Origin of the sequence: Priestia sp. YIM B13486, assembly GCF_042787865.1 — a bacterium.
Classification (GTDB): domain Bacteria; phylum Bacillota; class Bacilli; order Bacillales; family Bacillaceae_H; genus Priestia; species Priestia megaterium.
In genome coordinates this window covers 343,573-368,929 of the sequence record NZ_JBHZOZ010000002.1, presented here as the reverse complement: position 1 = coordinate 368,929, position 25,357 = coordinate 343,573, and the positions used below count along the sequence as shown (strand labels likewise).

Sequence of the window (25,357 nt, the reverse complement as noted above, 5' to 3'; positions counted from 1 at the left end):
AGATTGAGACATACGTTCACCTTACCAATGAAAAAATCCGAACGAGTTGGATTCTTAATGAAGAACCTCAATTCATCGTTCGGATTTTCCTTCAACTAAAATACTTTGTTTTAACGTCTTACTTCTGTTTAAAGTTGTATTCTTTTTCCGTTCCGTTTGAAAAACGAACTTCTAATTCAAACGACTGAAAATCTTTTTTTAGACCAAACGCATCGATTACTTCCTTTTTTACATCTTCATCGGGCGTGCGCTGATCAAAATTCAACTTTTTAAATTTTGAAGATAATTTATTAAAAGCTTTGTCTCCGTTCAAGTGGTCATCGTTAATATTATCATCCACTTTGGCTTCTATCTCATCATTTTCATTTTCGTAGTCGGCTTCATAATCATTGTTGAGCCCCTTATAGTCTACTTCTAAATCAAATTTTGAAAAGTTAAAAGATGTGTTTTCGCTTTGATTATCATAGCTCATCGGCGTTCCGCCATTCGTCACTCCTTGTTTATTTTGAGCTTCTTTTGCCGGTGCTGCATCATCATTGTGGCATGCTGAAAGTACGCTAATACCTATAAGGGAAAAGAATATGAAAAAGGGTCGTTTCTTCACTGTATTTCCTCCTTTGACTTCACTCTTCCTTCCCTTTATGTCCACAAATCTGATTTTTATACGCCTTCACTAGAAAACCCCGCTCTCTAAAAAGAAAGCGGGGTTTTTCGTCTTGTTTATTTTACATTCGAATAAGAAATACTGTACATGCTGTTAAAATACGTATTGTAAAGAGCTTGAACAGCACGGTCTAAAGCATCTGCTTTCACACCAAACATCATGCTCACCTCAGAAGAACCTTGGTTGATCATTTCAAGATTCACTTCAGCACGAGCAAAAGCTTCTGTAGCTTTTGCAGCAATTCCTACTGTGCTATTCATTCCTTCTCCTACTACCATAACCATAGCAAGATCACGTTCAATAAAGATTTCATCCACTTCAAGTTCTTTTTCAATTCGAGTAAATACACGCTTTTCCACATCTGGCGTAAGCTGATGCTCGCGCATGATGACAGAGATATTATCAATTCCTGAAGGGGTATGCTCGTATGAAATACCTTCATCCTCTAAAATTTCAAGCAATCTTCTGCCAAAACCAATTTCACGGTTTAATAAGTATTTGCTCACGTGGATGTTGCAAAAACCTTTATCCCCAGCGATTCCAACTACCGGCGTATCGCCGTGAGGACGCTCAGCTACAATGAATGTACCCTTTGCTTCAGGATTATTTGTATTCTTTACACATACAGGAATGCCTAGTTTATAAACCGGCTCTAGCGCTTCATCATGGAAGACAGAAAAACCTGCATAGGATAGTTCACGCATTTCTCTGTATGTTACTTCTTTCATTTCATGAGGCTTTTCCACAAGTCTTGGATCTACGCTATAAATAGCATCTACGTCGGTAAAGTTCTCATACAAATCAGCTTTTACTCCCGCTGCTACAATTGAGCCTGTGATATCTGACCCACCGCGCGAGAACGTAACCATGTTTCCTTCTTCAGAGTAGCCAAAGAATCCTGGAATCACCAAAATGCCCGAACGCTCTCTTAGCTGCGGTAATTTTTCATAAGACAGTGGAAGCACTCTTGCTCTTCCGGGTTCATCAGAAACAAAAATACCTGCTTCTTTTGGATTTACATAATGAGCTTCAAAACCTAAATGGTTTAAATAAGCAGCCATTACCTTTGCGTTATTATCTTCTCCACTTGCTTTTAGGCAGTCTAATACGCGAAATGGATCGTTTTTATGTAAATCAATAAGTGATTGTAAATTCGTAATAATGTCAGTAATAATCGTTTCTGGCATAGACAAGTCCACAACGATTTCACGATAGCGATCAATTACTTGCCCAAACTCATCGACGTAATCTTCTCCAAGCTGTATTTTGGCAGAAAGTGCGATTAGCAAATCTGTCATTTTTGTATCTTCTCCGTATCGCTTGCCCGGAGCTGATACAACCACCAGCTTTCTCTCTTTATCAGACGTTACAATATGCGCAACCTGTTTAAATTTCTCTGCGCTTGCAACTGAACTCCCGCCAAACTTCGCAACCTTCATGTTTGAGACACTTCCTTACTTTGTTTTTAATATTCGATTATTGTACCATATTTTATCAAGTAGAAAAGCTTATCTATCTAACTTTTCTAAAAATTAAAGGAATACTACCGTAATTGTACTCTCATAAAGAACAAATGTCTACCAGAAAAACACAAAAAGACTGATTTTACATCATGTAAAATCAGTCTTTATTTGTTATTCTGCTTTTGGCTTTTTTAATACACCTACAAGGACCGCTGTTACAATTGCACCAATTAAAATTGCTAGTGCATATAAAAGAGGATTTCCTTGTACAATTCCGATAACGAATACGCCGCCGTGTGGTGCTGGTAAACCGATGTGGAACATCATTGTTAAAGCACCTGCTACTGCAGCACCGATAACCGATGCGGGAATCACACGGCCTGGGTCAGCTGCTGCGAATGGAATCGCACCTTCTGTGATAAATGAAAGACCCATTACATAACACGTTTTACCTGTTTCACGCTCTTGGCGAGTAAATTTATTTTTGAACAAAGTTGTCGCAATGGCCATACCTAATGGTGGAACCATACCGCCTGCCATAATCGCTGCGTGTGGTGCATAGTTTCCAGCATCAATCATTGCAATACCAAATGTAAAGGCTGCTTTATTAATAGGACCACCCATATCAATCGCCATCATACCGCCTAAGATAATACCTAATAATACTAAGTTACCTGTACCAAATCCACTTAACCAGTGCGTTAATCCTTTGTTAATCGCACTAACTGGCTCATTTACAACATAAAGCATAATCAACCCTGAGATAAAAATCCCAAATAGCGGATAAAGAAGAACTGGCTTAATTCCATCAAGCGCTTGCGGTAAACCGCTGAATAATTTCTTTAACCCCACTACTACATAACCTGCTAAGAAACCAGCGATTAAACCACCTAAGAAACCGCCTCCGCCAGAAGCTGCTAAAAGACCTGCAACCATACCGGGAGCTAAACCAGGACGATCAGCAATACTCATTGCAATAAACCCTGCTAGTACTGGTACTAGTAAGAAGAATGCATTATCTCCGCCAATTGTTTTTAATGCTGCTGCAAATGCATTGTACGTCGGATCTTTCGGTTCTGCTGAGTGAATGCCAAACATAAATGAAATAGCAATTAAGATCCCGCCCCCTACAACAAACGGAAGCATTGCTGATACACCGCTCATTAGGTGCTTGTAAAACCCTGTACGCTCTGATCCTTTACTTTCTCCGCCTTCTTTGCTGCCACCGCCGCCGCTGTATACAGGAGCGTCTCCTTTTAACGCGCGGTTAATTAATTCTTCAGGCTTGCGAATTCCTTCAGCTACTGGAACTTGAATGACTTTTTTACCTGCAAAACGTTCCATTTCTACTTGCTTGTCCGCTGCAACGATAATAGCGGTAGCGTTTTCAATTTCTTCCTTCGTCAACGCGTTTTTAACCCCGCTGGAACCGTTTGTTTCAACTTTTAGCGTGACATTCATGTCTTTCGCTTTTGCTTTTAAGCTGTCCGCTGCCATATATGTGTGGGCAATTCCCGTTGGACAAGCCGTTACAGCAAGCACTAATTGATCTGAAGCTGTATCTACTTCCTCTTCCGGCGCTTCATTTTCAGTTTCCTTATCATCAATTGCTTTAATGACTTCATCAATTGATGATGCTGTTAGCAACGTTTTTCGGAACGATTCGTCCATTAACAACGTAGACAAACGAGATAATGTTTCTAAGTGAGCATTATTCGCTCCTTCACTCGCTGCAATCATAAAGAATAAGTGTGCAGGCTGTCCGTCTAATGATTCATAATCGATACCTTCTGTTGAGCGTCCAAATGCAATGGCCGGTGTTTTTACCGAGCTTGTTTTCGCATGCGGAATGGCAATGCCTTCTCCAATTCCCGTTGTACTTTGAGATTCACGATTTAAAATTGCTTCTTTATAGCCAGCTCGGTCGCTTAAGCGACCAGCTTCGTCTAATTTTCCAACTAATTCATCAATAACATCAGCTTTTGACGTGCTTTTTAAATCAAGAATGATTGTATCTTTTTTTAATAATTCAGTAATTCTCATTCTCGTTTCCCCCTACTCTACCTTTGTGATTGACACTTGTTCACGAAGCGTCTTTACATCTTCTGCTGTACATAATTCAAGTGAGAATGCTGTGGCACTTCCTGAAGCTACTCCTGTTTGAAAAGCTTCTAATAAATCCCCTTGTTTTACATAAGAAGCAATAAATCCAGCTACAAGTGAATCGCCAGCTCCAACAGAATTTTTTACCGTTCCTTTAGGGACTGTGGCACTGTAGACACCGCTTTCGTTAATAAGCAGTGCTCCATCACCTGCCATAGACACAACGACGTTTTGCGCTCCTTGTTCCACGAGCTTCTTACCGTATACTAGCGCATCTTCTGCACTGTTTACTTCTACATCAAACAATTCTGCAAGTTCATGATGATTCGGTTTGATAAAAAACGGCTTGTGGGACACGACGTCTAGCAAAGTTTTTCCACTTGCATCTACTACAACTTTTACTCCGTTCGCTGCTGCTAGTTCAGTTAACGTTTCATACACAGAACTTGGAAGCGTTTTCGGTATACTCCCTGCTAATACGAAGATATCGCCTTCAGTCATTTGCTTTACTTGAGTCAATAAAGACTGAAGCGCTTCGTCTGTAATAGCAGGTCCTTGACCGTTAATTTCTGTTTCTTTTTCTGTTTTTAACTTTACGTTAATACGGGTATCTCCCTCAACTCTTGTAAAAGCTGTTTCGATATTCTCCGCTTTTAAGTAGTCTTCGATATAGGTTCCTGTAAAGCCGGCTACAAAACCGAGGGCTTTATTATCAACACCTAATCGTTTTAAAACGCGAGAGACGTTAATGCCTTTTCCTCCTGGAAACTTGGCTTCATTCGTTGTGCGGTTAAGCCCGCCTTCTTCGAATGCTGAAACATGTACTACGTAATCAACGGATGGGTTCAACGTACATGTATAAATCATGATTTCACAACCTTTATGTCTGTTTTGTTTGCATACTGTATAAGTACATCGCTAGGTACGTCATTTGTTATAATTTTTGCTTCATGTAAATCGGCTATTTTCGCAAAGCTTGTTTCAAAAAACTTAGTGGAATCTGATAAAATATAAGATTCTCTAGACAGCTTCATTGCCGTTTGCTTGATCAATGCTTCTTCTGGATCAGGAGTTGTATATCCATATTGATGATGAATCCCATTCGCTCCCATAAAGCACTTGTCAAAACGATATTGCTCAAGACTTAAAAGAGCTCCATTGCCAATTAAAGCGCCCGTTTTATGTTTAACAGATCCTCCAATTAAATAGAGGGTGATACCTTGTTCTAGCATCGGGTTTAAATGCATTAAACCATTTGTCACGACAACTACATCTTTTTGCTTTAAAAAAGGAATCATTTCATACGTTGTAGTTCCTGCATCTAAAAAAATACAGTCACCTTCATTTATAATGGAAGCCGCATACTCTGCAATGTTTCGTTTATCTTGAACATTTTTAGCAGATTTTTCGATAACGCTCAGTTCGATTCGTTTACTGCGAATAAGCGAAGCGCCACCATGAACACGTTTGAGCATTTGCTCTTCTTCTAGTTGACTTAAGTCTCTTCTAATGGTTGATTCCGAAGCGCCTGTAACTTCGATAAACTCTTGCACTTTTACAAGTTCTTTCTCTTTTAAAAGTTTTAAGATTAGTTGATGTCTTTCCGGCGTTAACATGTTCTAGCTCCTTTTTCAAAAAAGCGTTTTCATTTATTTCATGTACTTACTTTATCACGGTTTACATTCAAAATCAATCATAAAAAATCAAAAACATTCATTTTTTTAATTACAAAATAAAGTTTTTTGAATGAACAATTAGATTTGCATTTGGTTTAATAATAGTTCATACAAAAGGAAATATGCTGGTAATTCAAGAATTTGTCTACTTTTCTCATTATATGTAAAGGTTTTCTTCCACTCAATTAGTTATGACTGTTTTTGACTATTTCTTGACCGATTGAATTTTTCTGACTGAATCAGCCATAGCTTGTCCTGATTTCATAAAAGCCTACACACCAAAAAAGTTGTCCACCTTTTTGGACAACTCAAAGTGACCCATCATTTAAATAAAAACAGAAGCATATATAATATGGAAGCAAGGGCAGAAGAAATAGCTAAACTTGAGATAAAACGAACGAGTCTTTTTTTAATGAACTGCGTTAATTCGATTTCTCTTACTTGAGTTTTTTCATTTTGCATACAATAATCCCTTCTTTAATTAAAATTTCCTAGTAGCTAGAAGTTGCTACTCGCAGAATATGCTTTTATGTATTGTATGCATGCGTTAAAAAAAAGATACAAAACGAACAAAAAAGCTACTCTTAGCTAGAGTAGCTTTCATCTTTCCATACATCTGCTTCAATTACTGCATCCGCTCGAATCGAATATGTATAGCAAGGGCCTGTAACCATCAGCGTATTCGACTGCAGTGAGACTTTATCAATCGTCACTCGTTCATACCTTTGAATATGTCCTGCTTCATAGACGTGAAGCGTTACTGGATAATGCTCCGAGTAACTGTTCATAATGACATTTTCAATATGCTCAATCTTTTCTTTTTTTAACCCTAAAGGCTGCTTATGCGCATCGGGACTGTACATTTTCTTCATTTTCTCTAAATGCTCGGGCATTACTAACTTCGCATACTGTTTTAATTCATCTTGATACACGTTCATTCTCCCCCTTGACTCTTGCTTCTATTTTACCGAACGAACATTCTCATTGCAAAACTTTTTAATCAAAATAAAAGCAAACAATTCATTTTTTCATACTCCATAAAAACTGTCAAAAGATTTTATGTTAATAGCAGAAAATGATTTTTAAAAAAATAATAATATCCCATCTTTAATTCAGTCTCTAGAGTTGGTATAATACATTGTCATGACTGTGTTTTCGGAGCTTTTGATGATTGGAGGTAACGTTCATGATTAATAAAATAAAAGAAATTATCCTCATTATTCTAGGGAGCCTCATTTTCGCACTGGCCATTAATTACTTTGCTATTCCAAATGAATTAGCAGAAGGCGGCGTAACCGGTGTAACAATGATTACCTATTATGTATTAGGCTGGTCTCCGGGTATCACAAACTTTATATTAAACGGTTTGCTGGTACTGATCGGATACAAATTGCTTCATAAACGTGTGATTGTTTACACAATTATATGTATTATTTTCACTTCTCTATTCCTACATATAACTGAAGGACTGGGAAATCCTCTTGACGATACGCTACTGGGGGCTATTTTTGCTGGTATTTTAGCTGGTGTAGGACTCGGACTTGTGTTTAGAGGCGGCGGAACTTCCGGAGGCTCTGCAGTTATTGCCCGCTTAGCTAATCAATATCTAGACTGGAATATTAGCAAAACGATGCTGGCAATTGATTTATTAGTTGTAGCAAGCGCTTATTTTGTCATCGGTGGAGAAAAGACAATGTATACGGTTATTTCTCTTTACATCGGAACGAAGGTGCTTGATTATATTATTGAAGGACTCAACCCTCGCAAAGCAATCACTATTATTTCACACCGTTCAGTTGAAGTAGCCGAACAAGTCAATAAAAAGATGCAGCGCGGCGTCACTGTCTTTTCTGCTCATGGAAGCTATACAAAAGAAGCAAAAGACGTATTGTACGTAGTTGTGAACAAACAAGAACTGTTAGAATTAAAGCGTATTATTCATAAAGTCGACGAACAAGCTTTTGTGGTCGTACACGATGTACGCGACGTCTTTGGAGTAGGTTTTACCATTCCAAAAGCCAGTTGAAAACCCGCTGTAAAAAAGCGGGTTTTTTCTATTATATATGTTTGCGCTGAAAATACTGCAAACCTGCTGTTATAAGAAGAATAAACTTTCTTGTAACGACAATAAAAAACTCTGTAATGAAAAAGAAAAAAGCTAAAAGGCGACGCCTTTTAGCTTTTTTCTTTACACGTCCATTTAATTAACAAGCCGCAGTGCGTTAATCCTCCTCCAAACCCATAGAGAATAAGGAGGTCATTACCCTGTACTTTTCCTGTCATTATTCCTTCGTTTAAAGCAAGCGGAATAGAAGCTGAAGATGTATTTCCGCAGTATTGCACACTCGTTAACGTTTTATCCATTGAAACACCTGTTTTAGCACAAATAGCTTCAATCATTCGAAGGTTTGCACTGTGCGGAATAAACCAATTTACATCAGAAAGAGAAATGGAAGTATTCTTTAATAATGCTTCTACTCCTTTTGGAATCGTTCGAACAGCAAAGCGGTATACTTCACGCCCGTTTTGAACTAAATTCCCGCTCGAATTAATTTCTTTTCCTGAAAGAGTATTAGATAAGTTAGAACGATATAAATTCACCCCTCCGCTTCCGTCCGTTCCGTAGTGACATCCTAAGAAACTCGGATTATGCTCATCGTACTCTACAAGCATAGCTCCCGCTCCGTCACCAAACAGCACGCATGTGGCCCGGTCCGTATAATCTGTAATTTTCGACATGACTTCAGCACCAATAACTAAAATCTTTTTATGCAATCCCGACGTCACTAAGCCGTTCGCCACATGAAGGCCATATGTAAAACCGGCGCATGCGGCACTTAGATCAAATGCAGCAGCTTGATCAATATGAAAGTAATCTTGAATCTGACATGCTACGCTAGGAAAAAAGTGATCTGGCGTTGTTGTCGAAACAATAATTGCATCTACATCTTCTATTTCTACAGCATATCGGTTAAGCAAATTTTCAACGGCTCGAATGGCAAGCGTAGACGTGTATTCGCCTTCACCAGCAATTCGTCGTTCTTTCATTCCGGTACGCTGTACAATCCATTCGTCACTTGTATCAACCATTTCTTTTAAATGGTCGTTCGTTAATTTTTGCTTTGGTGTATATATCCCCATTCCTGTGATTCTAGCTTTTGATTGCATCATTTCTCCACCTCAAATCAGTTGATACTTAATTATAACACCTACTTTTAATATCTGGTACTAATTTATTGTTAGATAAAAAGCGCAAAGGCATACCCTTTACGCTTTTTTATTGGATATAAATTTTTCTATCCCTTACCTACTGCGTGCCTGATACTCTTTTTCTAAGTCAGAGAGTGTAAGTTCAAAAAGATGATGGTTTTCTTTTTTGTAAATCCCTTTTTTCAGTAACTTTTCAATGAGGTATTGTTTTCTTTGCCGCACCGCTGCTCGTAATAAATTTTCCATCTTTTCTCCTCCTATTATATTAATTTAAGAATAAAAAAAAGACTCCTAACACAGGTCAGAAGCCTTCGGTAATCCGGTCAGCACAGGAATGAAACTGTCAGATTTTCATAATTTTAAAAAGTACAAAGCTGCTGCTTTAGCAGCTTTAGACTTCTCATCGTCATACTCATACAACCTATAACTCAATTTTAATTCAAAAAATTCTAAATCTTTAACCGGAAAGAAAGTCAATTTTTCTTCGAATACGCACGTTTTCTATATTTAGTACGGTACTTGCTTGCCCCGCCGCCAAGCATTCGCTAGCTAGGCTGGCCCTTCAGTTTCTCTAAATACGTATTTAAATAGGCTTATTTGTGGCTTGCTACTTTGCTTTTAGCTAAAAAGCGGTTTTTTTCCGTGCTGTCCACTTGAGTAATTTGTCCGTCGTGAAGGGTAATTAGTACAGATCCATAGTTGATTTCAGTTAGTAATTTAACAATATAATCTAATTTTTCTTGTGTAATTGAAGCCATTTTATCATTCTCCTATTCATAGATAAATTTATATTTTAGTTGCAGTTGAATAAACAAAGCGAACAACATCTATAAGTACTTGTATAATGTGCAGAAGATAAATACATGGTAATCCTCCCCATATGTTCAGTTGAAGATTGAGATTTTAATGACCACAACCAATGTACAGAAAAGGCCCACACTAGTAGCGAACAAGTATGAGCCTTCGGTTGACCGATCAGCTTCTTTAGCATCCCAATTTTTTCAAAAGATTTATACTATCTATATTATTTACACTTTACCTATATGTCAAGTAGGGATTAAAAAAATAAATAGATATTATTAATTTTTTTTATATCTTTGACCTAATAAAAAAGACTCATCTGCATGAACTTACACAGACGAGTCTTTTTTAGCCCTAATTTTTTGGATAGGCAAGGTTACCGTAAAAATGCTTCCTTGTTCTTTTTTGCTTTCAACACGTATTGTGCCCTCATGCAACCGAACAATTTTTTTTGTAATGGCTAGACCGAGGCCGCTTCCTTTTAACGTTCTCGATTTATCTACTTTATAAAAGCTTTCAAAAATATATTTTTGATCTTCTTCGGCAATACCAATTCCATTATCCTTTATTTTCACGTCTATTTCTTCGTTTTTTAGAGAAATGGATATTTTCACAAATCCATTTTCAGGCGTATATTTAATAGCATTTGTTACTAAATTCAGCCAAACTTGCTCTAACAAATCTTTATCTGCTTCCATTTGAACATTGGATAAATCAAGGTCAATTTCTATATTCTTTTTTGTCCACTGAGGTTCTAAAGCCATGACCACATGCCTGATTTGTTCATCTAAACGGTATTGCTGCAGCATTAGCGTTTGATGTTCAGAGTCTAGAGAAGCAAGCTTTAGCAAATTGGAACTAAGCTGAGAAAGTCTTGTACTTTCTTTTTCAATAATCGTTAAATATTGTATCTTTTTATCTTCACTGACGATATCATCTTTAAGTGCCGCTGAAAAACCGCGAATAGAGGTCAGCGGTGATTGAATCTCATGCGAAACGCTAGCAATGAACTCTTGCCTCATCGTTTCTATTTTGTTTAATTCTTTAGTCATTTGATTAAAATTTTTAGTTAACAGACCGATTTCATCATTCGCTGCGTGCTCGACTTGCACATTGTATTCGCCTTGTCCGACAACTTTCATCGCTGTACTGAGACGCTTAATCGGTTTAATAATAATCATTGAAACATATGCAAATAATACAATACCCACTAATAAAATCGTAATAAGCTGGATATTTTGAACATCTTGAATAACTGAAAATTGCCGCTGTGGATGAGACTGAATAAATAGAGCATACGACCGTCCATTTTCTTTAAAAGGAAGGCCCACTACGTTTGGCTGTGGACGATCATCTTTTTCCTCGTTTAAATTAGAATAACGCTTCCCGTCTAATACTTGATCTACTTCTTTCGGTGTAATTGGAATAGGCGGTCCTGGCTGTCCTAATACTTTTTCTTCATGCTGATCATCAATAATAATAAACGAAAAATGAATGAATGATGAATTAGATAAAAACCTTGCAGCTTTGTCCGAGTCTTCTGCTCCGTACAAATCGATAAAATCTTCTCCCATCTTCACCATATCCTGACCTAATCGCATTTCGAGCTTCTGCTTGCTAAGAAATGTCGTGACGACAACGGTAATCACAACGCTCAATAAAATTGTAATGATGAACGACAGAACCAGCTTTACATAAATTGATTTCACGTTAACACCCTTCTGCTCTATAGCCTAGTCCGCGAATTGTTTTGATTTCCATACCGACGTTTTTCATATGATTAAGCCTCTCTCGCAGACGTTTTATGTGAACGTCTACCGTGCGCTCATCGCCTTCATAATCATATCCCCAAATTAATTGAATAAGCTGATCACGAGTAAAAATTTTCCCTGGAGAACTAACTAACGTGAACAGTAATTCAAACTCTTTTAACGGCAGCTGTTCGCTTGTTTCTCCTGCACTCATCTCTAATTTGGTACGGTCTAGTTTTATATTCCCCATATAGATTACATTGTTAGCTTCTACTCGGTATCTGCGTAAAAGAGCCTTTACACGAGCAACCATTTCCTGAGGATCAAAAGGCTTCACGACATAGTCGTCTGTTCCGATATCAAATCCTTTTAGCTTATCATGCGATTCGCCTCTAGCTGTTACCATTAAAACCGGTATATCAAAATACTCCTTAATTTCCTTTGTTAGTTCCCATCCGTCTTTAAATGGCATCATGATATCAACGACCGCTAGATCAATTCGAAACTCTTCCATTTTCGCCCACGCTTCTTCACCATCTGCTGCTTTTATAATTTTGAATCCTTGATTTTCTAAATATAATGATATCAGCTCTCGAATATGTTGATCATCATCTGCAACTAATATTTGAATCATACATGTCTCTCCCTATTCCTAAGTTTGTCCAGCTTTTACGCACAGTAAGCTCTCTGTTTATAGTAAACAGAGAGCCGCATAAGATCATACAATGATTTTATACTTCAAATATGAACTGAATATGAACAAACGGATTAACTCTTATTAGCTGAAGTTGTTTGCTCGTTCTTTTTCTATAATTCCCTCCAAATACGATAAAAACGTTTGACGTAAATCTCTGCGCTTTAACGCAACTTCTACCATCGCTTTCATATAGCCTACCTTATCTCCAATATCAAAGCGCTGTCCTTCCAGTTCAAGAGCAAACAATCGCTCTTTTTCACATACCACACGCAGTGCATCTGTTAATTGTAATTCATTTCCTACCCCTCTTTCAATCGTTTTTAGATAAGAAAAAATAGAAGGATTTAAAATGTAGCGGCCCATAACGGCAATAGTTGACGGAGCTTGTTCTATCGATGGTTTTTCAATCAAGTCATTCACTTCATGAAGGCTGCTAGATTTATTTTTCGGCTGAATGATTCCGTATTTTGATACCTCTTCAACATCCACTTTTTGAACTCCGATAACTGATTGATTAGTCGTTTCATACGCTTCAATCATCTGTTTGAGCGCAGGTTCTTCAGAAGTCATAATATCGTCTCCAAGAAGAACGGCAAACGGCTCATCTCCAATAAACTGTTCGGCACAAAGAATAGCATGACCGAGTCCTAACGGCTCTTTTTGACGAATATAGTGAAGGCTGGCCATTGATGAGATCGTTTGTACTTCTTTTAGCATTTGGAACTTGTGTTTTTCTTCAAGCATTTGCTCTAACTCAATTGATTTATCAAAATGGTCTTCAATTGATTTTTTGTTTCGTCCTGTAATAAAAATAATACTTTCAATGCCTGATTTCACAGCTTCTTCTACAATATATTGTACAGCAGGCTTATCGACAATTGGCAGCATTTCTTTCGGCTGCGCTTTTGTCGCTGGCAAAAATCGAGTTCCTAAACCGCCTACTGGAATAACTGCTTTTTTTATCGTCATATATCAATCCCTCTTTCTTTTTTAGTAGTAAATACAAATAATTTAGTACCAATAAAGTTGATACCGACACTTACGATTGTAATTAAAAGTTTACTGATTAGCAGCGATATACCCCATTTATTATATAGAACAGTCAACATAAATGATGTTAGGGATAAAGTGATCAAATTTACGATCACGAATGAAATCACTTCACGCCTACTGCTTTTTTCTTTTCTCTCAAACGTCCATTTGCGATTCATGACATAACTGTTTAAGATGCCCGCACTGTATGAAACCCACTGCGCTAGTATGTAGTTAACACCGATTGTTGTTAAAAGTGCGTATACTACAAAATCAATCAGTGTATTTACAACTCCTACTAACGTAAATTTAATAAAAGATATCCATTTGTTAGTCACGAAGTGATACTTCCTTGCGTGTTTCAAGCTGATACTTTTCACGGACGATATAGAGTGGACGATTTTTTGTTTCATCGTAGATGCGGCCAATATATTCTCCAATCATACCAAGAATAATTAAAATGATGCCGCTAAAGAATAGCTGAATGACAATTAATGACGACCACCCGGTGATGGTGCTGTCTGTAAATAACTTCAAATACAGCACTACTAAAAGATAAATAAAACCGATACCAGATAGAGTTACACCAGCATAGCTAGCTAGCTTTAATGGCTTATATGAAAAAGATGTAATACCATCCATTGAAAGCTTCAGCATCTTTTTCAAAGGATATTTCGACTCCCCGGCCAAACGCTCGTCTCGCTCATATTCTACTGCTGTTTGCTTAAAGCCAACCCAGCTTACTAATCCCCGAACAAAGCGATTTTTTTCTTGAATGCTATTCATTTGATTGCACACTTTGCGATCTAGCAAACGGAAATCCCCTGTATCAAGCGGAATATCAATATCGGTCATCGCACGTAAGAAGCGATAAAACATAGCAGCCGTTTGTTTTTTAAAGTATGTTTCTCCTTTTCGCTTTGTACGCTTAGCGTATACAACGTCAAACCCTTGCTTCCATTTTTCAATCATCTCTAAAATCAATTCGGGCGGGTCTTGCAAATCAGCATCAATCACAACGACCGCCTCTCCTCTTGCATAATCCATACCAGCTGTAATAGCAATTTGATGACCAAAGTTACGGGCGAAATCTAATAAAACAACCGCTGGGTCTTGCTCACTGTACTCTTTAATGATTTCTGCTGTTCGATCTCTACTGCCGTCGTTCACGAAAAGAAGCTCGTAAGCTTCTTTCGTTGAACGCATCACTTCTGTGAGACGGCGGTAGGTTTCATGAATCACTTCTTCTTCGTTGTAGACAGGAACAACAATAGAATATTTAACGATGGAACTCATGTTCATGCCCTCCTTATTTAAGCGTTATTTCGTATAGTGTTCCGTTTCCAAATGGCCCTTGCTGAGCACTTGATGAAGTAGACTGCCACTTGGAAGAAGGAATCTCCTTACTATTTTCTTTAATCCACGTGATAACGTCAGATTGACCTCCCTTGCCTATGCCAGACAAGTAGAAATATTTCACTTCACCTTTTTTAATCATGGCTTTTAATTTACTTACCGTTAAAATTGGATCTGAACCGCTAAATCCACCCATTGCCATTACTGGCTTGCCCGTTTTGATAATGTAAGGTGCAGCTGAAGTTGAATCCGTTGTGGCAAATAAATATTTTTCACCTGTATTATTTTTTGTTAAATAGTTTAGTAGCTTTTGGTTTACTTCTGCGTTCATCCCTCCACTTTTTCGTTTTGAAGATGATGATTTGCTTGAAAAGCTATTTGGCATTTGACTATTATTGGATGAACCGCCTGGCATTTGCATTTGACCACTGTTTGAAGAACCGCTTGGCGGCTGCATTTGACCATTATTGGATGAACCACCCGGCATTTGACCGCCGTTCGATGAACCGCTTGGCGGCTGCATTTGATTGTTCGATGATGAATTTCCGCTAGAGCTTCCTGGAGGCTGCATACCGTTAAAGCCAGATTGTTTGCTATTTGTAGCTGTGCTTGGAGGTCCTCCCATACCGCTTGAAGAATCAGGACCTGCTGATGGAAGCATGCTATTTCCACCATAAATAATTGGTGTCATCGCCCAGTACGCCGGCATCGCAAGTAAGACAACCATCGCTGCGGCTCCCAGGTAGTTTGTCAACGAATTTTTACGCTGTTTACGAACAGCTAAAACAAGAGCTAAAATGACGCCCAGTGCTCCTACACCTGCAATTGGCGCTGCGCCGATTGAGCTGACATAAGGAGACATAATATATACTTGAAGTGCTGCTGTTGTTAAAATACCACCTGGCAGCAGCCATGATTTCCAGCCATTATGCTGTTTGTACATGCTCCATAAAGCTACTGCTCCCGCTCCGGCAAATGCAGCGATTGGAGGTGCCAGCATAATTAAATAATACTGATGGAAAAATCCTGCGATACTAAAGAAGACAGCTACTGGTAGCAGCCACGCTAACCAAAATAAACTTTCTTTTTGTTTTGTCGTGTAAGGCCCTTTAAATTTTACTCCGGCAAATAAACCCACGATTGAAAAGATTACAAATGGTAATAACCAGCTGATTTGATCTGATAACCCTTTTTGGAATAGTCGGAAGGGACCAGGATTCCCCGTGTTGAACATTCCGTTTTGATTCCCTCCGCCTGGAGCCTGCATCTTTTGAGAAGAGCTGCTTTTTTTTTGATTTGAGCTTTGTGAAGAATCAGCACTTGAATTACTACTTTGTTTTGTTTCACTGCTTGCTGTTTGCTGCTCAGTTTGAGCAGGCTGCTTATGACTGCTTCCCGTCACGCTTGTATTTCCAGTTAAACGATTAATACCGTTATATCCAAAAGCAAGCTCTAAAACTGAATTTGTTTGACTGCTTCCCATATAAGGTCGCTTATCAGCAGAAGTGGAATCCACTACAACTGCCCATGAGACAGAAACCGCGAGCATTAGTGTAGTCGCTGTTGTTAAAAAAGCAATTTTCTTTTTCCAAGTGATTTTGGTTGCCACTACATAGAAAACATAAAATGCTGGTAAAACCATGTATGCTTGAAGCATTTTCATATTAAATGCAACACCAATCATCGCAAAAGCTGCTAACACCCAGCCAAATTTAGCCGTACGCACAGCACGAAATAACATCCACGTTGCTACTAATAATGTAAATACAAGCATACTATCGATATTATTTGTTCGGCTTACCGCAGGTACAATTGGCGTCAGAGCCATGGCAAGAGCAGCAAATCTCCCAGCCCATACGCCAAACGTACGTTTTACGAGTACGTATAGTAAAAGGACTGAACCGATGCCTGCTAATGCTTGCGGTAGAATGACGCTCCATCCGTGAAATCCAAATATTTTGGCACTAATTGTCTGAATCCAAAATACAACCGGCGGCTTATCAATCGTTACATAGCCTCCTGGATCAAAAGATGCATAAAAGAAATTATGAAAACTTTGAAGCATACTTTTGACAGCTGCCGTGTAATAAGCGTTGGCGTATTCATCTGTCCAAATTTTAAATAAGTTCAAAAACGCTGCAATTAAAACAATGGGAACTAAAAATAAGTCTATTCTGTTTTTATTTGAAGTTCGTTCTTCTTTCACTTCACTGTTCATGTGTTTCATTTCACTCCTTCTTAATTTCTGACTTTAGTCTAACAAGCATATGTGAACTGATTATGAACAGAAAAAATAATTTTTTATTTTTCAAAAACCCATTTGACCTCTTACGCTCACCAATGAAATATTTTACAATTAAAGAATCAAGCACATGAAATAGAAAGCGTATTTTTGGAATGCTGCAGCTTCTCTGAAACATTATTATCAACATTTCATCCACTTCTTGCTGAGAAAGGAGACAACTTTATGATTCAAGTAAAAGATATATACGGAAATTTACCCACACTAGAAACCGAAAGACTCCGCTTGCGGAAAGTTACAAAAAAAGATGTGCGTGACATGTTTGAATATGCCTCAAATGAAAAGGTGAGCAGATATGTAAATTGGGAAAAGCACCGAAAGCTTCAAGATACAAAAGAGTTTGTTTCCTTCGTTCTAAAGCAGTACAGCAACCAATCCATTTCTCCTTGGGCTATGGAAATCAAAGCCTTAAAAAAATGTATTGGCACCATTGACTTTGTCACTTGGAACCCTACACATCGCATTGCGGAAATTGGCTATGCGATTTCTGAAGCATATTGGAATAAGGGATTTGTTACGGAAGCAGCTGAAAAAGTAATTGCGTTTGGATTTGAAGAAATGGATTTAGTGCGCATTCAGGCGAGGTGCTTTGTTGAAAATGCTGCATCTGAGAAAGTAATGAAAAAAATCGGTATGTCTTATGAAGGAACGATTCGAAAAGCCATGTTTATTAAAGGAGCTCATCAAGACTTAAAGTTATATTCAATCTTGCGAGAAGAATATACACGCAACGCGTAGAAAATGTATAAAATACCTTCCATAACATAGGCTAACTTCAACACTAACTCTTTCTTTTGAGGTGAACAATGTTGGAGCAAGCAATTCAGCATTTAGACTTATCTGCACATGGTTTGTGGTTTCCGATTACCGTTAGTTTATGTTTATTTATTCTTGCCCTTGTTTTATTTAAACGACAGCTAACTTGGCGAGATTTTTATATCACGTTTTGCGTAGTTGGGTTTGTCGGATGGCTTTGTGATGTTATCATTACGCGTGTTTTTAACATGATTGATTTGGGAGATCCAAAAGTTACAGGACTTGGAGATATTCTAAGCTATACATTTATTCCACCTTCCCTTTCCATTTTATTTTTGACTTACTTAACAGCTAAAAATAAATGGGTTTTATCACTTCTCTTTTGCGCTGGTTCACTACTCATAGAATACGGAATGATTAAAAGTGGCTATATGCATTTAAACGGCTGGTTTTTTATCTATTCAATAGTGGTATACTTCCTCGTTTATGCTTTTGTGCTACCATGGCATATGGCATTTATTAAGTAAAAAAGCGGATGTTGATTAACATCCGCTTTTTTACTATGCGCTTACTTTCTATCTGCTGAAATCCATATTTCATACCGACGTTTAGAAGAAGGAATATCTCCATTGCATGTTCATAACCGGTCATTTTATGCGCCGTGATGACACATCCGCGCGGCTATGTTCTTCAGGACGTCTAAACCCAATTTTTAAAAGCGCTGCTTCTAAATTTGCTTCTGTTTTAATTTGATTAAAATCAATTCCCAGTTTCACTACCGTTTGGGCAATTTCCGGTCGTATCCCTGTTATAATAGCTTCCACTCCTACTAATTTGAGAGATCGATGAATTTTGAACAGATTGTCTGCTACCATTGTATCAATAATCACGACACCTGAAATATCCAAAATAAGATAGGATAATTGAAGGCTTGTCCCTTTTTTCAAGCAAGTTTCCATAATAACTTGCGAGCGATGGGTATCAATTTCTCCAATAATCGGCATAATAGCGATACCTTTTGTGACAGGTACGAGCGGAACTGACAGTTCTTCTAGTGACGTGTAAGCTAAATTCATCATGTATCGATTATGCTCATCATAAATTTGACCAAAAACACATGTTACCGTATCTAAAAGTGGATCAATTCGTTCACTGACATGCAGCATGGTAATTGCAGCAAACTGGTGCTCCTCTAGTTCTCTTGTAAATACATCCCAAATAACGCTGCGATAGATTGGAAGGATACCTAGTGCTTTTTCTAAAGGAATATTTTTTTCCACTGCATATTTACCTGTATCAAGTGCCCATTCTTTAACAAGTTTAAGTACAGACTCTTGTTCTTCAAATAGAGCTCTCCCAAAGTATTCCATAATTGACACTCGCCACTTCAGAATTTTCTTTTCTTTCAATTCCTCTAGACTTAGCGTATGTGTAGCATCTAAACGTTCGGCTAATTTTTCTGACAAGCTATATTTATGTTCAAGAATCTTTTTTCCTATATACACGAGCTCCTCTTTCATAAAATACGTTCAGCTCCTCTTTTCTGCTATTTTTACTGCGTATATAACTTTGACTAAGCCTACTTACCCACCCGACAATTGACTAGCCTTCCTAAAAATAACAAAAAAGCGGTTATTTTATGAATTTTCTTTCTTTTTATTATAGTATCAGAGTAAGAGCCGCACAACTTAAAATTTGCTTGGGAAAAATTTATGCTTTTATAAAAAAAACAATCCTGCTCCAATTGGAACGGGATTGTTTTTTATATTCACTTTCTTTTATCTCACCTTACACTTGGAATAGCCAGACAACAATCGGTCCAAAAACCGATCCTAATACAGCACTTAACGTCATTGATACTGAACTCATCGATACCGTTAGCTCACCGTATTCAAATGCTTTAGAAGTTCCTAGGGCATGAGAAGCACTGCCTAGTGCAATGCCTTTTCCTAAAGAACTTTTGATCCTAATCCATTTTAAAAGTAGCGGTCCAAGGATTACCCCTGAAAAGCCTGCAATCATAACAAATACCACGGTCATCGATGGAACGCCCCCTAGTCCTGTGGCAATTTGAATCGCTACCGGGGTAGTAATAGATTTAGGAATAATGGATAAAATCAGGCTTCGATCAACGCCAAATACTTCAGCAAACACAAGTCCGCTGATCATGCCTGCGAATAAACCTACAAATACCCCTCCAATAATAGGAACGCTGTATTTTACTAGCATCTCACGCTGTTTATAGAGTGGATACGCTAATGCAACAACCGCTGGTCCCAGAAGTGAATTAATCCATTTGCCTCCAATCATATACTCGTCATAGGAAATATGAAAAGCAAGCAAAAGAAGAATAACGAATATGGTTGTAGTTAAAACAGGAATAAGAATCGGATAGGAGAACCGTACGTATACTTTTGCCATGACTAGATACAAAGCAACTGTAGCTACGATTATAAAGACCGCGATAAAGAATTCTTGCACTGTTGTTTCTCCTTTCGTTTGTTCGATTTCTTTTCTAAAATTTGGCTGGCAATCCCTGCGGCGGCCATCGTAACAATCGTACTAAGCACAATAATTAAAAATAAAACCGCTCCGCTGCTTGAAAGAAGCGAAGGATAATTCATCACACCTGCCATAGCTGGTATGAATAATAGCGGTAAAAAAGATAACAAAAAACTTGCTCCGTCTTCAATTATTTTGATGGGAACAACTTTGCATGTTAAGCAAATGAGCATTAAAATTAAGCCTATAATACTGCCTGGAATAGGCAGGTGAAGCACATGGTGAACAGCTTCGCCAATCATAGAAAAAGTATAAAGAATCGCAATTTGTAAAATAATTCGTATCACTTTCATTATAGGTCACTGTCCTATAGATAAAGAACAGCTGTCCTCCTCTCTTTATTTTGTCATGTTGTCTAACATTTAACTATATAAACACCTTTACTTTACCTACTTTTACTTGTACTATACAACTATATATACATTTGTATTATACAAGTATATATTTCTTTGTCAATGAATGATTTTGTAAGGGGCGATTATGATGCAAGAAAAGAATTCAATTGAATTGATTGAATATGAACTTACTACCTTTATTAGACGAGCCGTCTATCTTGATAATTCTGAAAATAAAATAGGAAACCTAGAAAGATCAGCTTATTTATTATTGCGGCAATTAGATGAATTTGGACCAGCTCGTGTAAAAGAACTGGCAGAAGCGTTTAAACTAGACATTTCAACTCTTTCTAGACAAGCAGCTGCTCTAGAAAATAAAAAGCTTATTTCTCGCTCCTCTGATCCTTCAGATGGACGAGTCAGCCTATTTGACATCACAACACGCGGGAAACAAATGCTGCAAACTGATAAGCAAATGCGTCTTGAACGCTATCATAGTATGTTAAAAAAATGGTCAAGTGAAGAAAAGGAGCTGTTTGGCAAACTATTAATGCGAATGAATGACGCATTTATCGATTAAATAGAAATTCAGGAAAATTAGGCCGCTGCTGCAAGGTGTTTGTCTCTGTCCTTTTTTTTCTTATTGCATTTACTGTAAAGAGACTATTGAAAAGGATGTATGATTATGTCTGTTCCGAACAAAAGGAAAGCCACGCCCTGCCTTTTCCCAGGCTATAAATGGTGCGGCCCAGGATGCAGTGGTCCAGGATGCCCAGTAAATGATGTAGACTGCTGCTGTAAATACCATGATTTATGCTATGAAGATTACGGTTCATGCCGCTCATGTGATGAGCAATTTCTTAACTGTCTTTGCTCCAAAGCAAATCCATACAGCTTGAAAGGAAGACAGGCATACGCTATGTATACCTATATGCGACTGAAATTAGCTTTAAAACAATATGACTAAGCATAAAAGAGGTGAATTTAAAAATTCACCTCTTTTTTATACTATTTTATCCGTATGAATCCAAAAGCGCTGAACAACAGCTCCGTTTTCTTCTATATAATCCTCGTCTTGTATACCACCGTTTGCCAAAATAGTTTGACGAGAAGCGGTGTTCCAATCATCGCACACTACTAATGCCCGTTGAACTCCTAGCTTTCTGATCTCTTGAAGAGATAACTTTAATAGAAGCTTTGCATACCCTTTTTTTCTTTCGCTTGGCCGAATACCATAACCTATATGCCCCCCGCTGTTTCGGAGCAATTCACTTAGTTCATGACGGATATTAACTACGCCTATCACTCTTTCTTTATACATTAGCCAATAGGTAGAATCCGGTACATATCCTTTTTTTAATCCGATCCCTTTTTCGGCATTTATTAACTCTTGAATCATTCCTTCAAAGTGAGTAGGGTCTTTAGCAATTACCCACGGAATCATTTTTTCTCCGCTTTCTTTCCATTCATTATAAAAACTCATATAAGCATTTCGATAAGCTGCATCTGGTTTCACCAAAACGGGGGTTTCCACGTACCTTCCTCCTTTTTTATTTATTAAGTTTATACTACCTGTTGTCTCCAATAAGCAAAAGAGAATAGTGGAAAATTTTTCACTGAATTTATTTTTTATAGTCTGAAATTCCTGCAGACTGCTGCAAACGACGGGCAATTTCTGCAAATTCATCCGGGCCGATGCCAGGAGCAAACTCTTCTCGTATGTCATCTAAATCAGGAATGCTGCTTCCGTTAGGCGTTCCTTCGATGACTTCTAATAAACTGCCATCTTCGGGATGCGTACCTTTCCATATTTGAGCTATTTTTTTGTAATCGCCGTCGCTGAACGTATAAAGTCGACGATGAACTCCTTGATCTTCAAATTTCCTTGCTGTATCAAATGCCTTGTTGCTCAAATTAGGAATTGGAATAAGCTTTGTCATCTCCACGCCCGTTGCTATTTCGAGTGCTTTTGCGTAGGCAATAACATGGACTCCGCCTCGTACTAATAAATACCCAATCATTTCACGAGCTACGGGATTATCCGTCATTTCGTATACACGCATTTTATGTGTACGTGCTCCGCATTCTAAAAAGAAATTATGAAGTAAATCTAAGATTAAATTTCCGCTGTTAAACACGTTACTCCCTGTCCATGGTCTTCCCATCGAATCAAAAGGGTACGCTGTTTGAGCGGTTTCAATAAAATGAGAAGTATTTCGAAGGTTCTTCGCATTTTGTAGTGGTGCAATGTTTGGGTCCCCTGGAAATGTTGTTCCTTGCAGCATAAGATTGATTGTATTGGACACAAGTTCCACATGTCCAAATTCTTCTGCAGTAATACTTGCTACTAAATCATAAAACGGTCTTAGCTTTTTCTTGGAGCGAAAATTGAATGATTGATACATGTAATTATTCAGCGTTGACATTTCTCCAAACTTGCCGCCCAACAATTCTTGAACGGCAGCAGCCGCATTTGGATCTGGGTTTTTGGATTCGGGTAAATCGATGAGTAACTTATCTATTCGTTTGAACACGGCACATTCCCCCAACCTAGTATAATTAGATACTGACTTATTTCGATACATGTAAATAAAATTAAAACGTAAATCCGTCTATTTACTTGTATGTGTCCAAAAGGTTGTTTCATTCTCTCTATAAGAATTAAGTATGTTTTCCACATAAAAAAACAGCAGAGATAACTCTACTGTTCATTACTTATTCGGGCATAATCCACACAATTTGCTGAATTCGAACAAAAAAGGTAGAGCTTTTAGCTGCAATCACAACATGATCAATTTTCACATCTTTCACTCTGCCTCTTACACTTCCTCTTACCGTCTCAATCACGACATCCTTCCCTTGAACAGACTGCAGTGTAGCATATACATAAGGATCGACGTGTGTCACCATCGACGGCGTTTCATAGTTGCGTTCATCTTCTTCATAAGACATGAAATCACTCCTTTCACTTTAAAGATTCGCTTTAATGTATGCTTTTAACATCGCCTCCTGAACCAAAACTTCTTTCTTCTTAGGATATAATAAAAAAACAGCCAATGAATGTTCATTCATTGGCTGTTTTTTTATTATATCGTCACTCGTTTAAATAAATTCCTTAAAGAACCTCGTTACTTTTGCAAGTGTGTATAGGAAGGTTTGCTTTATAACAGGTTCTTCTTTCTTTTGAATCTCAGAAGATTTAATCCATCGCTTATGGTTAGCAATAAGGATACTTTTATCCATTTTGTTTTCCATCGCCATCGTCAGCTTTTTTGCAAATTCTTGACTATCGATAATGACCATTGATTCGTTATTCAAAAATGTAGAACGGGAATCCAAATTAAAAGAGCCTACGGCGCTGAGTCTTTGATCATAAATCACAGACTTTGCATGGATAGAATAAGGTCCTTGGTATTCGTAAAGCTTTACACCTGTCTTCACAATCGTATCACGCATACTGATATACCCGGAAAAAGCCAACACATTGGGCGTCGATGTAACTGAATTTGTGAGTAGCGTCCATTGAACGTCTGGCTTCTTTTTCATTGCTGTATACTTTCTCATCGCATTGGTGGGCACCACATAAGGACTTTGAATAAGAACAGAGCCGTTAGCTGCTTCTGCCAGGTTAATAAACGTTTTCCACATAAAAGGTCTTTTATTAAAGCGTTCAATTGGATTATGAATAAAAGAAACACGCTTTGTAGGAACGGTGGAATCATTCCAATTAATCTTAGGCGTCGCAAACGTTTCTCCTACTTGCTTAGCTTTATCATATTGCTGCAGCAGCAAAGCTTTCATCCTCTTTCCCTGATCGACCTGGTACTGTGTGAGATGATAAAAAGCTTTTTTAGTGTAAGGATGAGCCCATAATTCATTTATATAATTTTGCATTTGAGTGATGACGCTATCTTGTTTATGTTTGCTGTTTGTAATAAAGACATCACGATCATAGACGAAGTCTGGAGGAGGCTTTTTAGCCAAATATTTGTCCCCTATATTCCGTCCTCCTATTATACCCAGTCTCCCGTCTACAACCATTATTTTGTCATGCATACGATTTTGCCACGCCCAAGGTTTAAACAATTGAAATGGTTCGTAATACTTCACTTCAATATTAGGATGTGAAGCTAATGCATAGAGCACGCCCCTTCGGTTTCCCCGTAAGCCGTTAGCTATCCCATCCAAAAGAACACGAGTATGAACGCCTCGATCAGCTGCTTTAAAAAGAGCGGCTATAATTAAATCAGTTGACTCTCCTTTTCCTATTGAGTAATAAGCAATATCAATCGATTTCTCAGCTTCTTGAATCATTTGAATACGAACTCTTCCTGCCTCATAACCATCTTCAAGAAGTCTCACTCGGTCCGTAGACTCACTGTGACCAAAAAAGCTAGCCGGTTTAATTGAGGTCGTTTCCTCTCCTGTTTTTAAAGGTACATAAAAGAGAACCACCGCCGTTATAACCACATACAGAATATATAAAGATAAAATAATAAGTAATCCTTTGAATGCTATTTTTATCATCACAACTCCAGCTTTTTGTCTTTTTCTGTTATCGTTCACAAATAATGATCATTACATGCAAGAAACTGCTTCCTTGATTGCTTTGCGCTTTGTTCTTTTGACACATTTATTTTTTCTGATTC

The 25,357-nt window shown here is 37.9% G+C and carries 28 protein-coding genes; 5 read left to right on the top strand and 23 right to left on the bottom strand.

Annotated elements, in window-relative coordinates; all coding sequences use genetic code 11:
* Nucleotides 1–118 precede the first annotated feature (118 nt).
* The 7 genes from ACFX4G_RS06025 to ACFX4G_RS05995 form a co-directional block, all read right to left on the bottom strand.
* Complete coding sequence (locus ACFX4G_RS06025) at nt 119–604, bottom strand: YusW family protein (protein WP_165575227.1); 486 nt, start codon at nt 602–604, stop codon at nt 119–121.
* A 116-nt stretch (nt 605–720) separates the two neighbouring features.
* Entirely contained in the window at nt 721–2,103 is a 1,383-nt protein-coding gene (locus tag ACFX4G_RS06020; RefSeq protein WP_230183932.1) for an aspartate kinase, read from the bottom strand.
* A 195-nt stretch (nt 2,104–2,298) separates the two neighbouring features.
* Complete coding sequence (locus ACFX4G_RS06015) at nt 2,299–4,170, bottom strand: PTS fructose transporter subunit IIABC (protein WP_013056836.1); 1,872 nt, start codon at nt 4,168–4,170, stop codon at nt 2,299–2,301.
* A gap of 12 nt (nt 4,171–4,182) precedes the next feature.
* Entirely contained in the window at nt 4,183–5,097 is a 915-nt protein-coding gene (gene pfkB / locus ACFX4G_RS06010) for a 1-phosphofructokinase (protein ID WP_025752144.1), read from the bottom strand.
* On the bottom strand, nt 5,094–5,846 hold the full coding sequence (locus tag ACFX4G_RS06005; protein ID WP_013056834.1) for a DeoR/GlpR family DNA-binding transcription regulator: 753 nt from the start codon (nt 5,844–5,846) through the stop codon (nt 5,094–5,096). The genes pfkB and ACFX4G_RS06005 overlap by 4 nt, the downstream gene beginning before the upstream one ends.
* Nucleotides 5,847–6,227: 381 nt before the next feature.
* Nucleotides 6,228–6,368, bottom strand: a complete 141-nt coding sequence (locus ACFX4G_RS06000; RefSeq protein ID WP_013056833.1) for a hypothetical protein — start codon at nt 6,366–6,368, stop codon at nt 6,228–6,230.
* Nucleotides 6,369–6,490: 122 nt separating this feature from the next.
* Nucleotides 6,491–6,844: a YolD-like family protein gene (locus tag ACFX4G_RS05995; RefSeq protein ID WP_043982157.1), complete on the bottom strand. Its 354-nt coding sequence runs from the start codon at nt 6,842–6,844 to the stop codon at nt 6,491–6,493.
* A gap of 248 nt (nt 6,845–7,092) precedes the next feature.
* Here ACFX4G_RS05995 and ACFX4G_RS05990 point away from each other — a divergent pair, with 248 nt between their 5' ends.
* Nucleotides 7,093–7,932: a YitT family protein gene (locus ACFX4G_RS05990; protein ID WP_025752141.1), complete on the top strand. Its 840-nt coding sequence runs from the start codon at nt 7,093–7,095 to the stop codon at nt 7,930–7,932.
* A gap of 149 nt (nt 7,933–8,081) precedes the next feature.
* Here ACFX4G_RS05990 and ACFX4G_RS05985 read toward each other — a convergent pair whose 3' ends face one another.
* From ACFX4G_RS05985 to ACFX4G_RS05945, 9 genes are all read right to left on the bottom strand, one after another.
* Nucleotides 8,082–9,077, bottom strand: a complete 996-nt coding sequence (locus tag ACFX4G_RS05985; protein WP_377573359.1) for a ketoacyl-ACP synthase III — start codon at nt 9,075–9,077, stop codon at nt 8,082–8,084.
* Nucleotides 9,078–9,209: 132 nt separating this feature from the next.
* Entirely contained in the window at nt 9,210–9,362 is a 153-nt protein-coding gene (locus ACFX4G_RS05980; RefSeq protein WP_043982152.1) for a Fur-regulated basic protein FbpA, read from the bottom strand.
* Between the two features lie 347 nt (nt 9,363–9,709).
* Entirely contained in the window at nt 9,710–9,874 is a 165-nt protein-coding gene (locus ACFX4G_RS05975) for a YezD family protein (RefSeq protein WP_013056824.1), read from the bottom strand.
* Between the two features lie 372 nt (nt 9,875–10,246).
* Nucleotides 10,247–11,626, bottom strand: coding sequence for a sensor histidine kinase (locus tag ACFX4G_RS05970; RefSeq protein ID WP_043982151.1), 1,380 nt, complete (start codon nt 11,624–11,626; stop codon nt 10,247–10,249).
* Between the two features lies 1 nt (nt 11,627).
* The gene (locus ACFX4G_RS05965) at nt 11,628–12,302 is read right to left on the bottom strand and encodes a response regulator transcription factor (RefSeq protein ID WP_013056822.1); all 675 of its coding nucleotides are present in this window, start codon (nt 12,300–12,302) and stop codon (nt 11,628–11,630) included.
* A gap of 144 nt (nt 12,303–12,446) precedes the next feature.
* Nucleotides 12,447–13,334, bottom strand: coding sequence for a UTP--glucose-1-phosphate uridylyltransferase GalU (gene galU, locus ACFX4G_RS05960; protein ID WP_377573356.1), 888 nt, complete (start codon nt 13,332–13,334; stop codon nt 12,447–12,449).
* Nucleotides 13,331–13,735: a GtrA family protein gene (locus ACFX4G_RS05955; protein WP_377573353.1), complete on the bottom strand. Its 405-nt coding sequence runs from the start codon at nt 13,733–13,735 to the stop codon at nt 13,331–13,333. Before ACFX4G_RS05955 ends, galU begins: the two co-directional genes overlap by 4 nt.
* On the bottom strand, nt 13,728–14,693 hold the full coding sequence (locus ACFX4G_RS05950; protein ID WP_097823572.1) for a glycosyltransferase family 2 protein: 966 nt from the start codon (nt 14,691–14,693) through the stop codon (nt 13,728–13,730). Before ACFX4G_RS05950 ends, ACFX4G_RS05955 begins: the two co-directional genes overlap by 8 nt.
* Before the next feature lie 13 nt (nt 14,694–14,706).
* A complete protein-coding gene (locus tag ACFX4G_RS05945) occupies nt 14,707–16,980 on the bottom strand; it encodes an ArnT family glycosyltransferase (RefSeq protein WP_377573350.1) in 2,274 nt (757 codons plus the stop codon).
* 240 nt (nt 16,981–17,220) lie between these two features.
* On the opposite strand from ACFX4G_RS05945, the gene ACFX4G_RS05940 reads away from it, so the two are divergent.
* Nucleotides 17,221–17,793, top strand: a complete 573-nt coding sequence (locus ACFX4G_RS05940; protein WP_014460341.1) for a GNAT family N-acetyltransferase — start codon at nt 17,221–17,223, stop codon at nt 17,791–17,793.
* A gap of 68 nt (nt 17,794–17,861) precedes the next feature.
* Nucleotides 17,862–18,338 (top strand): hypothetical protein, encoded by a 477-nt coding sequence (locus tag ACFX4G_RS05935; protein ID WP_013082943.1) that lies wholly within the window; start codon nt 17,862–17,864, stop codon nt 18,336–18,338.
* A 120-nt stretch (nt 18,339–18,458) separates the two neighbouring features.
* On the opposite strand, the gene ACFX4G_RS05930 is transcribed toward ACFX4G_RS05935, so the two are convergent.
* The 3 genes from ACFX4G_RS05930 to ACFX4G_RS05920 all read right to left on the bottom strand — a co-directional run bounded on the left by ACFX4G_RS05930 (nt 18,459) and on the right by ACFX4G_RS05920 (nt 20,666).
* Entirely contained in the window at nt 18,459–19,331 is an 873-nt protein-coding gene (locus tag ACFX4G_RS05930) for an STAS domain-containing protein (protein WP_377573346.1), read from the bottom strand.
* A gap of 268 nt (nt 19,332–19,599) precedes the next feature.
* On the bottom strand, nt 19,600–20,292 hold the full coding sequence (locus ACFX4G_RS05925) for an LrgB family protein (protein ID WP_042992146.1): 693 nt from the start codon (nt 20,290–20,292) through the stop codon (nt 19,600–19,602).
* Nucleotides 20,262–20,666 (bottom strand): CidA/LrgA family protein, encoded by a 405-nt coding sequence (locus ACFX4G_RS05920; protein WP_377573341.1) that lies wholly within the window; start codon nt 20,664–20,666, stop codon nt 20,262–20,264. The genes ACFX4G_RS05925 and ACFX4G_RS05920 overlap by 31 nt, the downstream gene beginning before the upstream one ends.
* A 190-nt stretch (nt 20,667–20,856) precedes the next feature.
* On the opposite strand from ACFX4G_RS05920, the gene ACFX4G_RS05915 reads away from it, so the two are divergent.
* Nucleotides 20,857–21,288 carry a MarR family winged helix-turn-helix transcriptional regulator gene (locus tag ACFX4G_RS05915; protein WP_028413554.1) on the top strand — a complete coding sequence of 144 codons (432 nt, stop codon included), beginning with the start codon at nt 20,857–20,859 and terminating at the stop codon, nt 21,286–21,288.
* Between the two features lie 99 nt (nt 21,289–21,387).
* Nucleotides 21,388–21,675 (top strand): phospholipase, encoded by a 288-nt coding sequence (locus ACFX4G_RS05910; protein ID WP_306430524.1) that lies wholly within the window; start codon nt 21,388–21,390, stop codon nt 21,673–21,675.
* 36 nt (nt 21,676–21,711) lie between these two features.
* Here the strand turns inward: ACFX4G_RS05910 and ACFX4G_RS05905 are convergent, their stop codons facing one another.
* The 4 genes from ACFX4G_RS05905 to ACFX4G_RS05890 form a co-directional block, all read right to left on the bottom strand.
* Complete coding sequence (locus ACFX4G_RS05905; protein ID WP_181170484.1) at nt 21,712–22,191, bottom strand: GNAT family N-acetyltransferase; 480 nt, start codon at nt 22,189–22,191, stop codon at nt 21,712–21,714.
* Between the two features lie 139 nt (nt 22,192–22,330).
* Nucleotides 22,331–23,242: a manganese catalase family protein gene (locus ACFX4G_RS05900; protein WP_377573336.1), complete on the bottom strand. Its 912-nt coding sequence runs from the start codon at nt 23,240–23,242 to the stop codon at nt 22,331–22,333.
* Nucleotides 23,243–23,423: 181 nt separating this feature from the next.
* Nucleotides 23,424–23,660 carry a YuzF family protein gene (locus ACFX4G_RS05895; protein WP_221779828.1) on the bottom strand — a complete coding sequence of 79 codons (237 nt, stop codon included), beginning with the start codon at nt 23,658–23,660 and terminating at the stop codon, nt 23,424–23,426.
* 150 nt (nt 23,661–23,810) lie between these two features.
* Nucleotides 23,811–25,235, bottom strand: coding sequence for a phospholipase D-like domain-containing protein (locus ACFX4G_RS05890; RefSeq protein ID WP_377573332.1), 1,425 nt, complete (start codon nt 25,233–25,235; stop codon nt 23,811–23,813).
* Nucleotides 25,236–25,357: the final 122 nt, after the last annotated feature.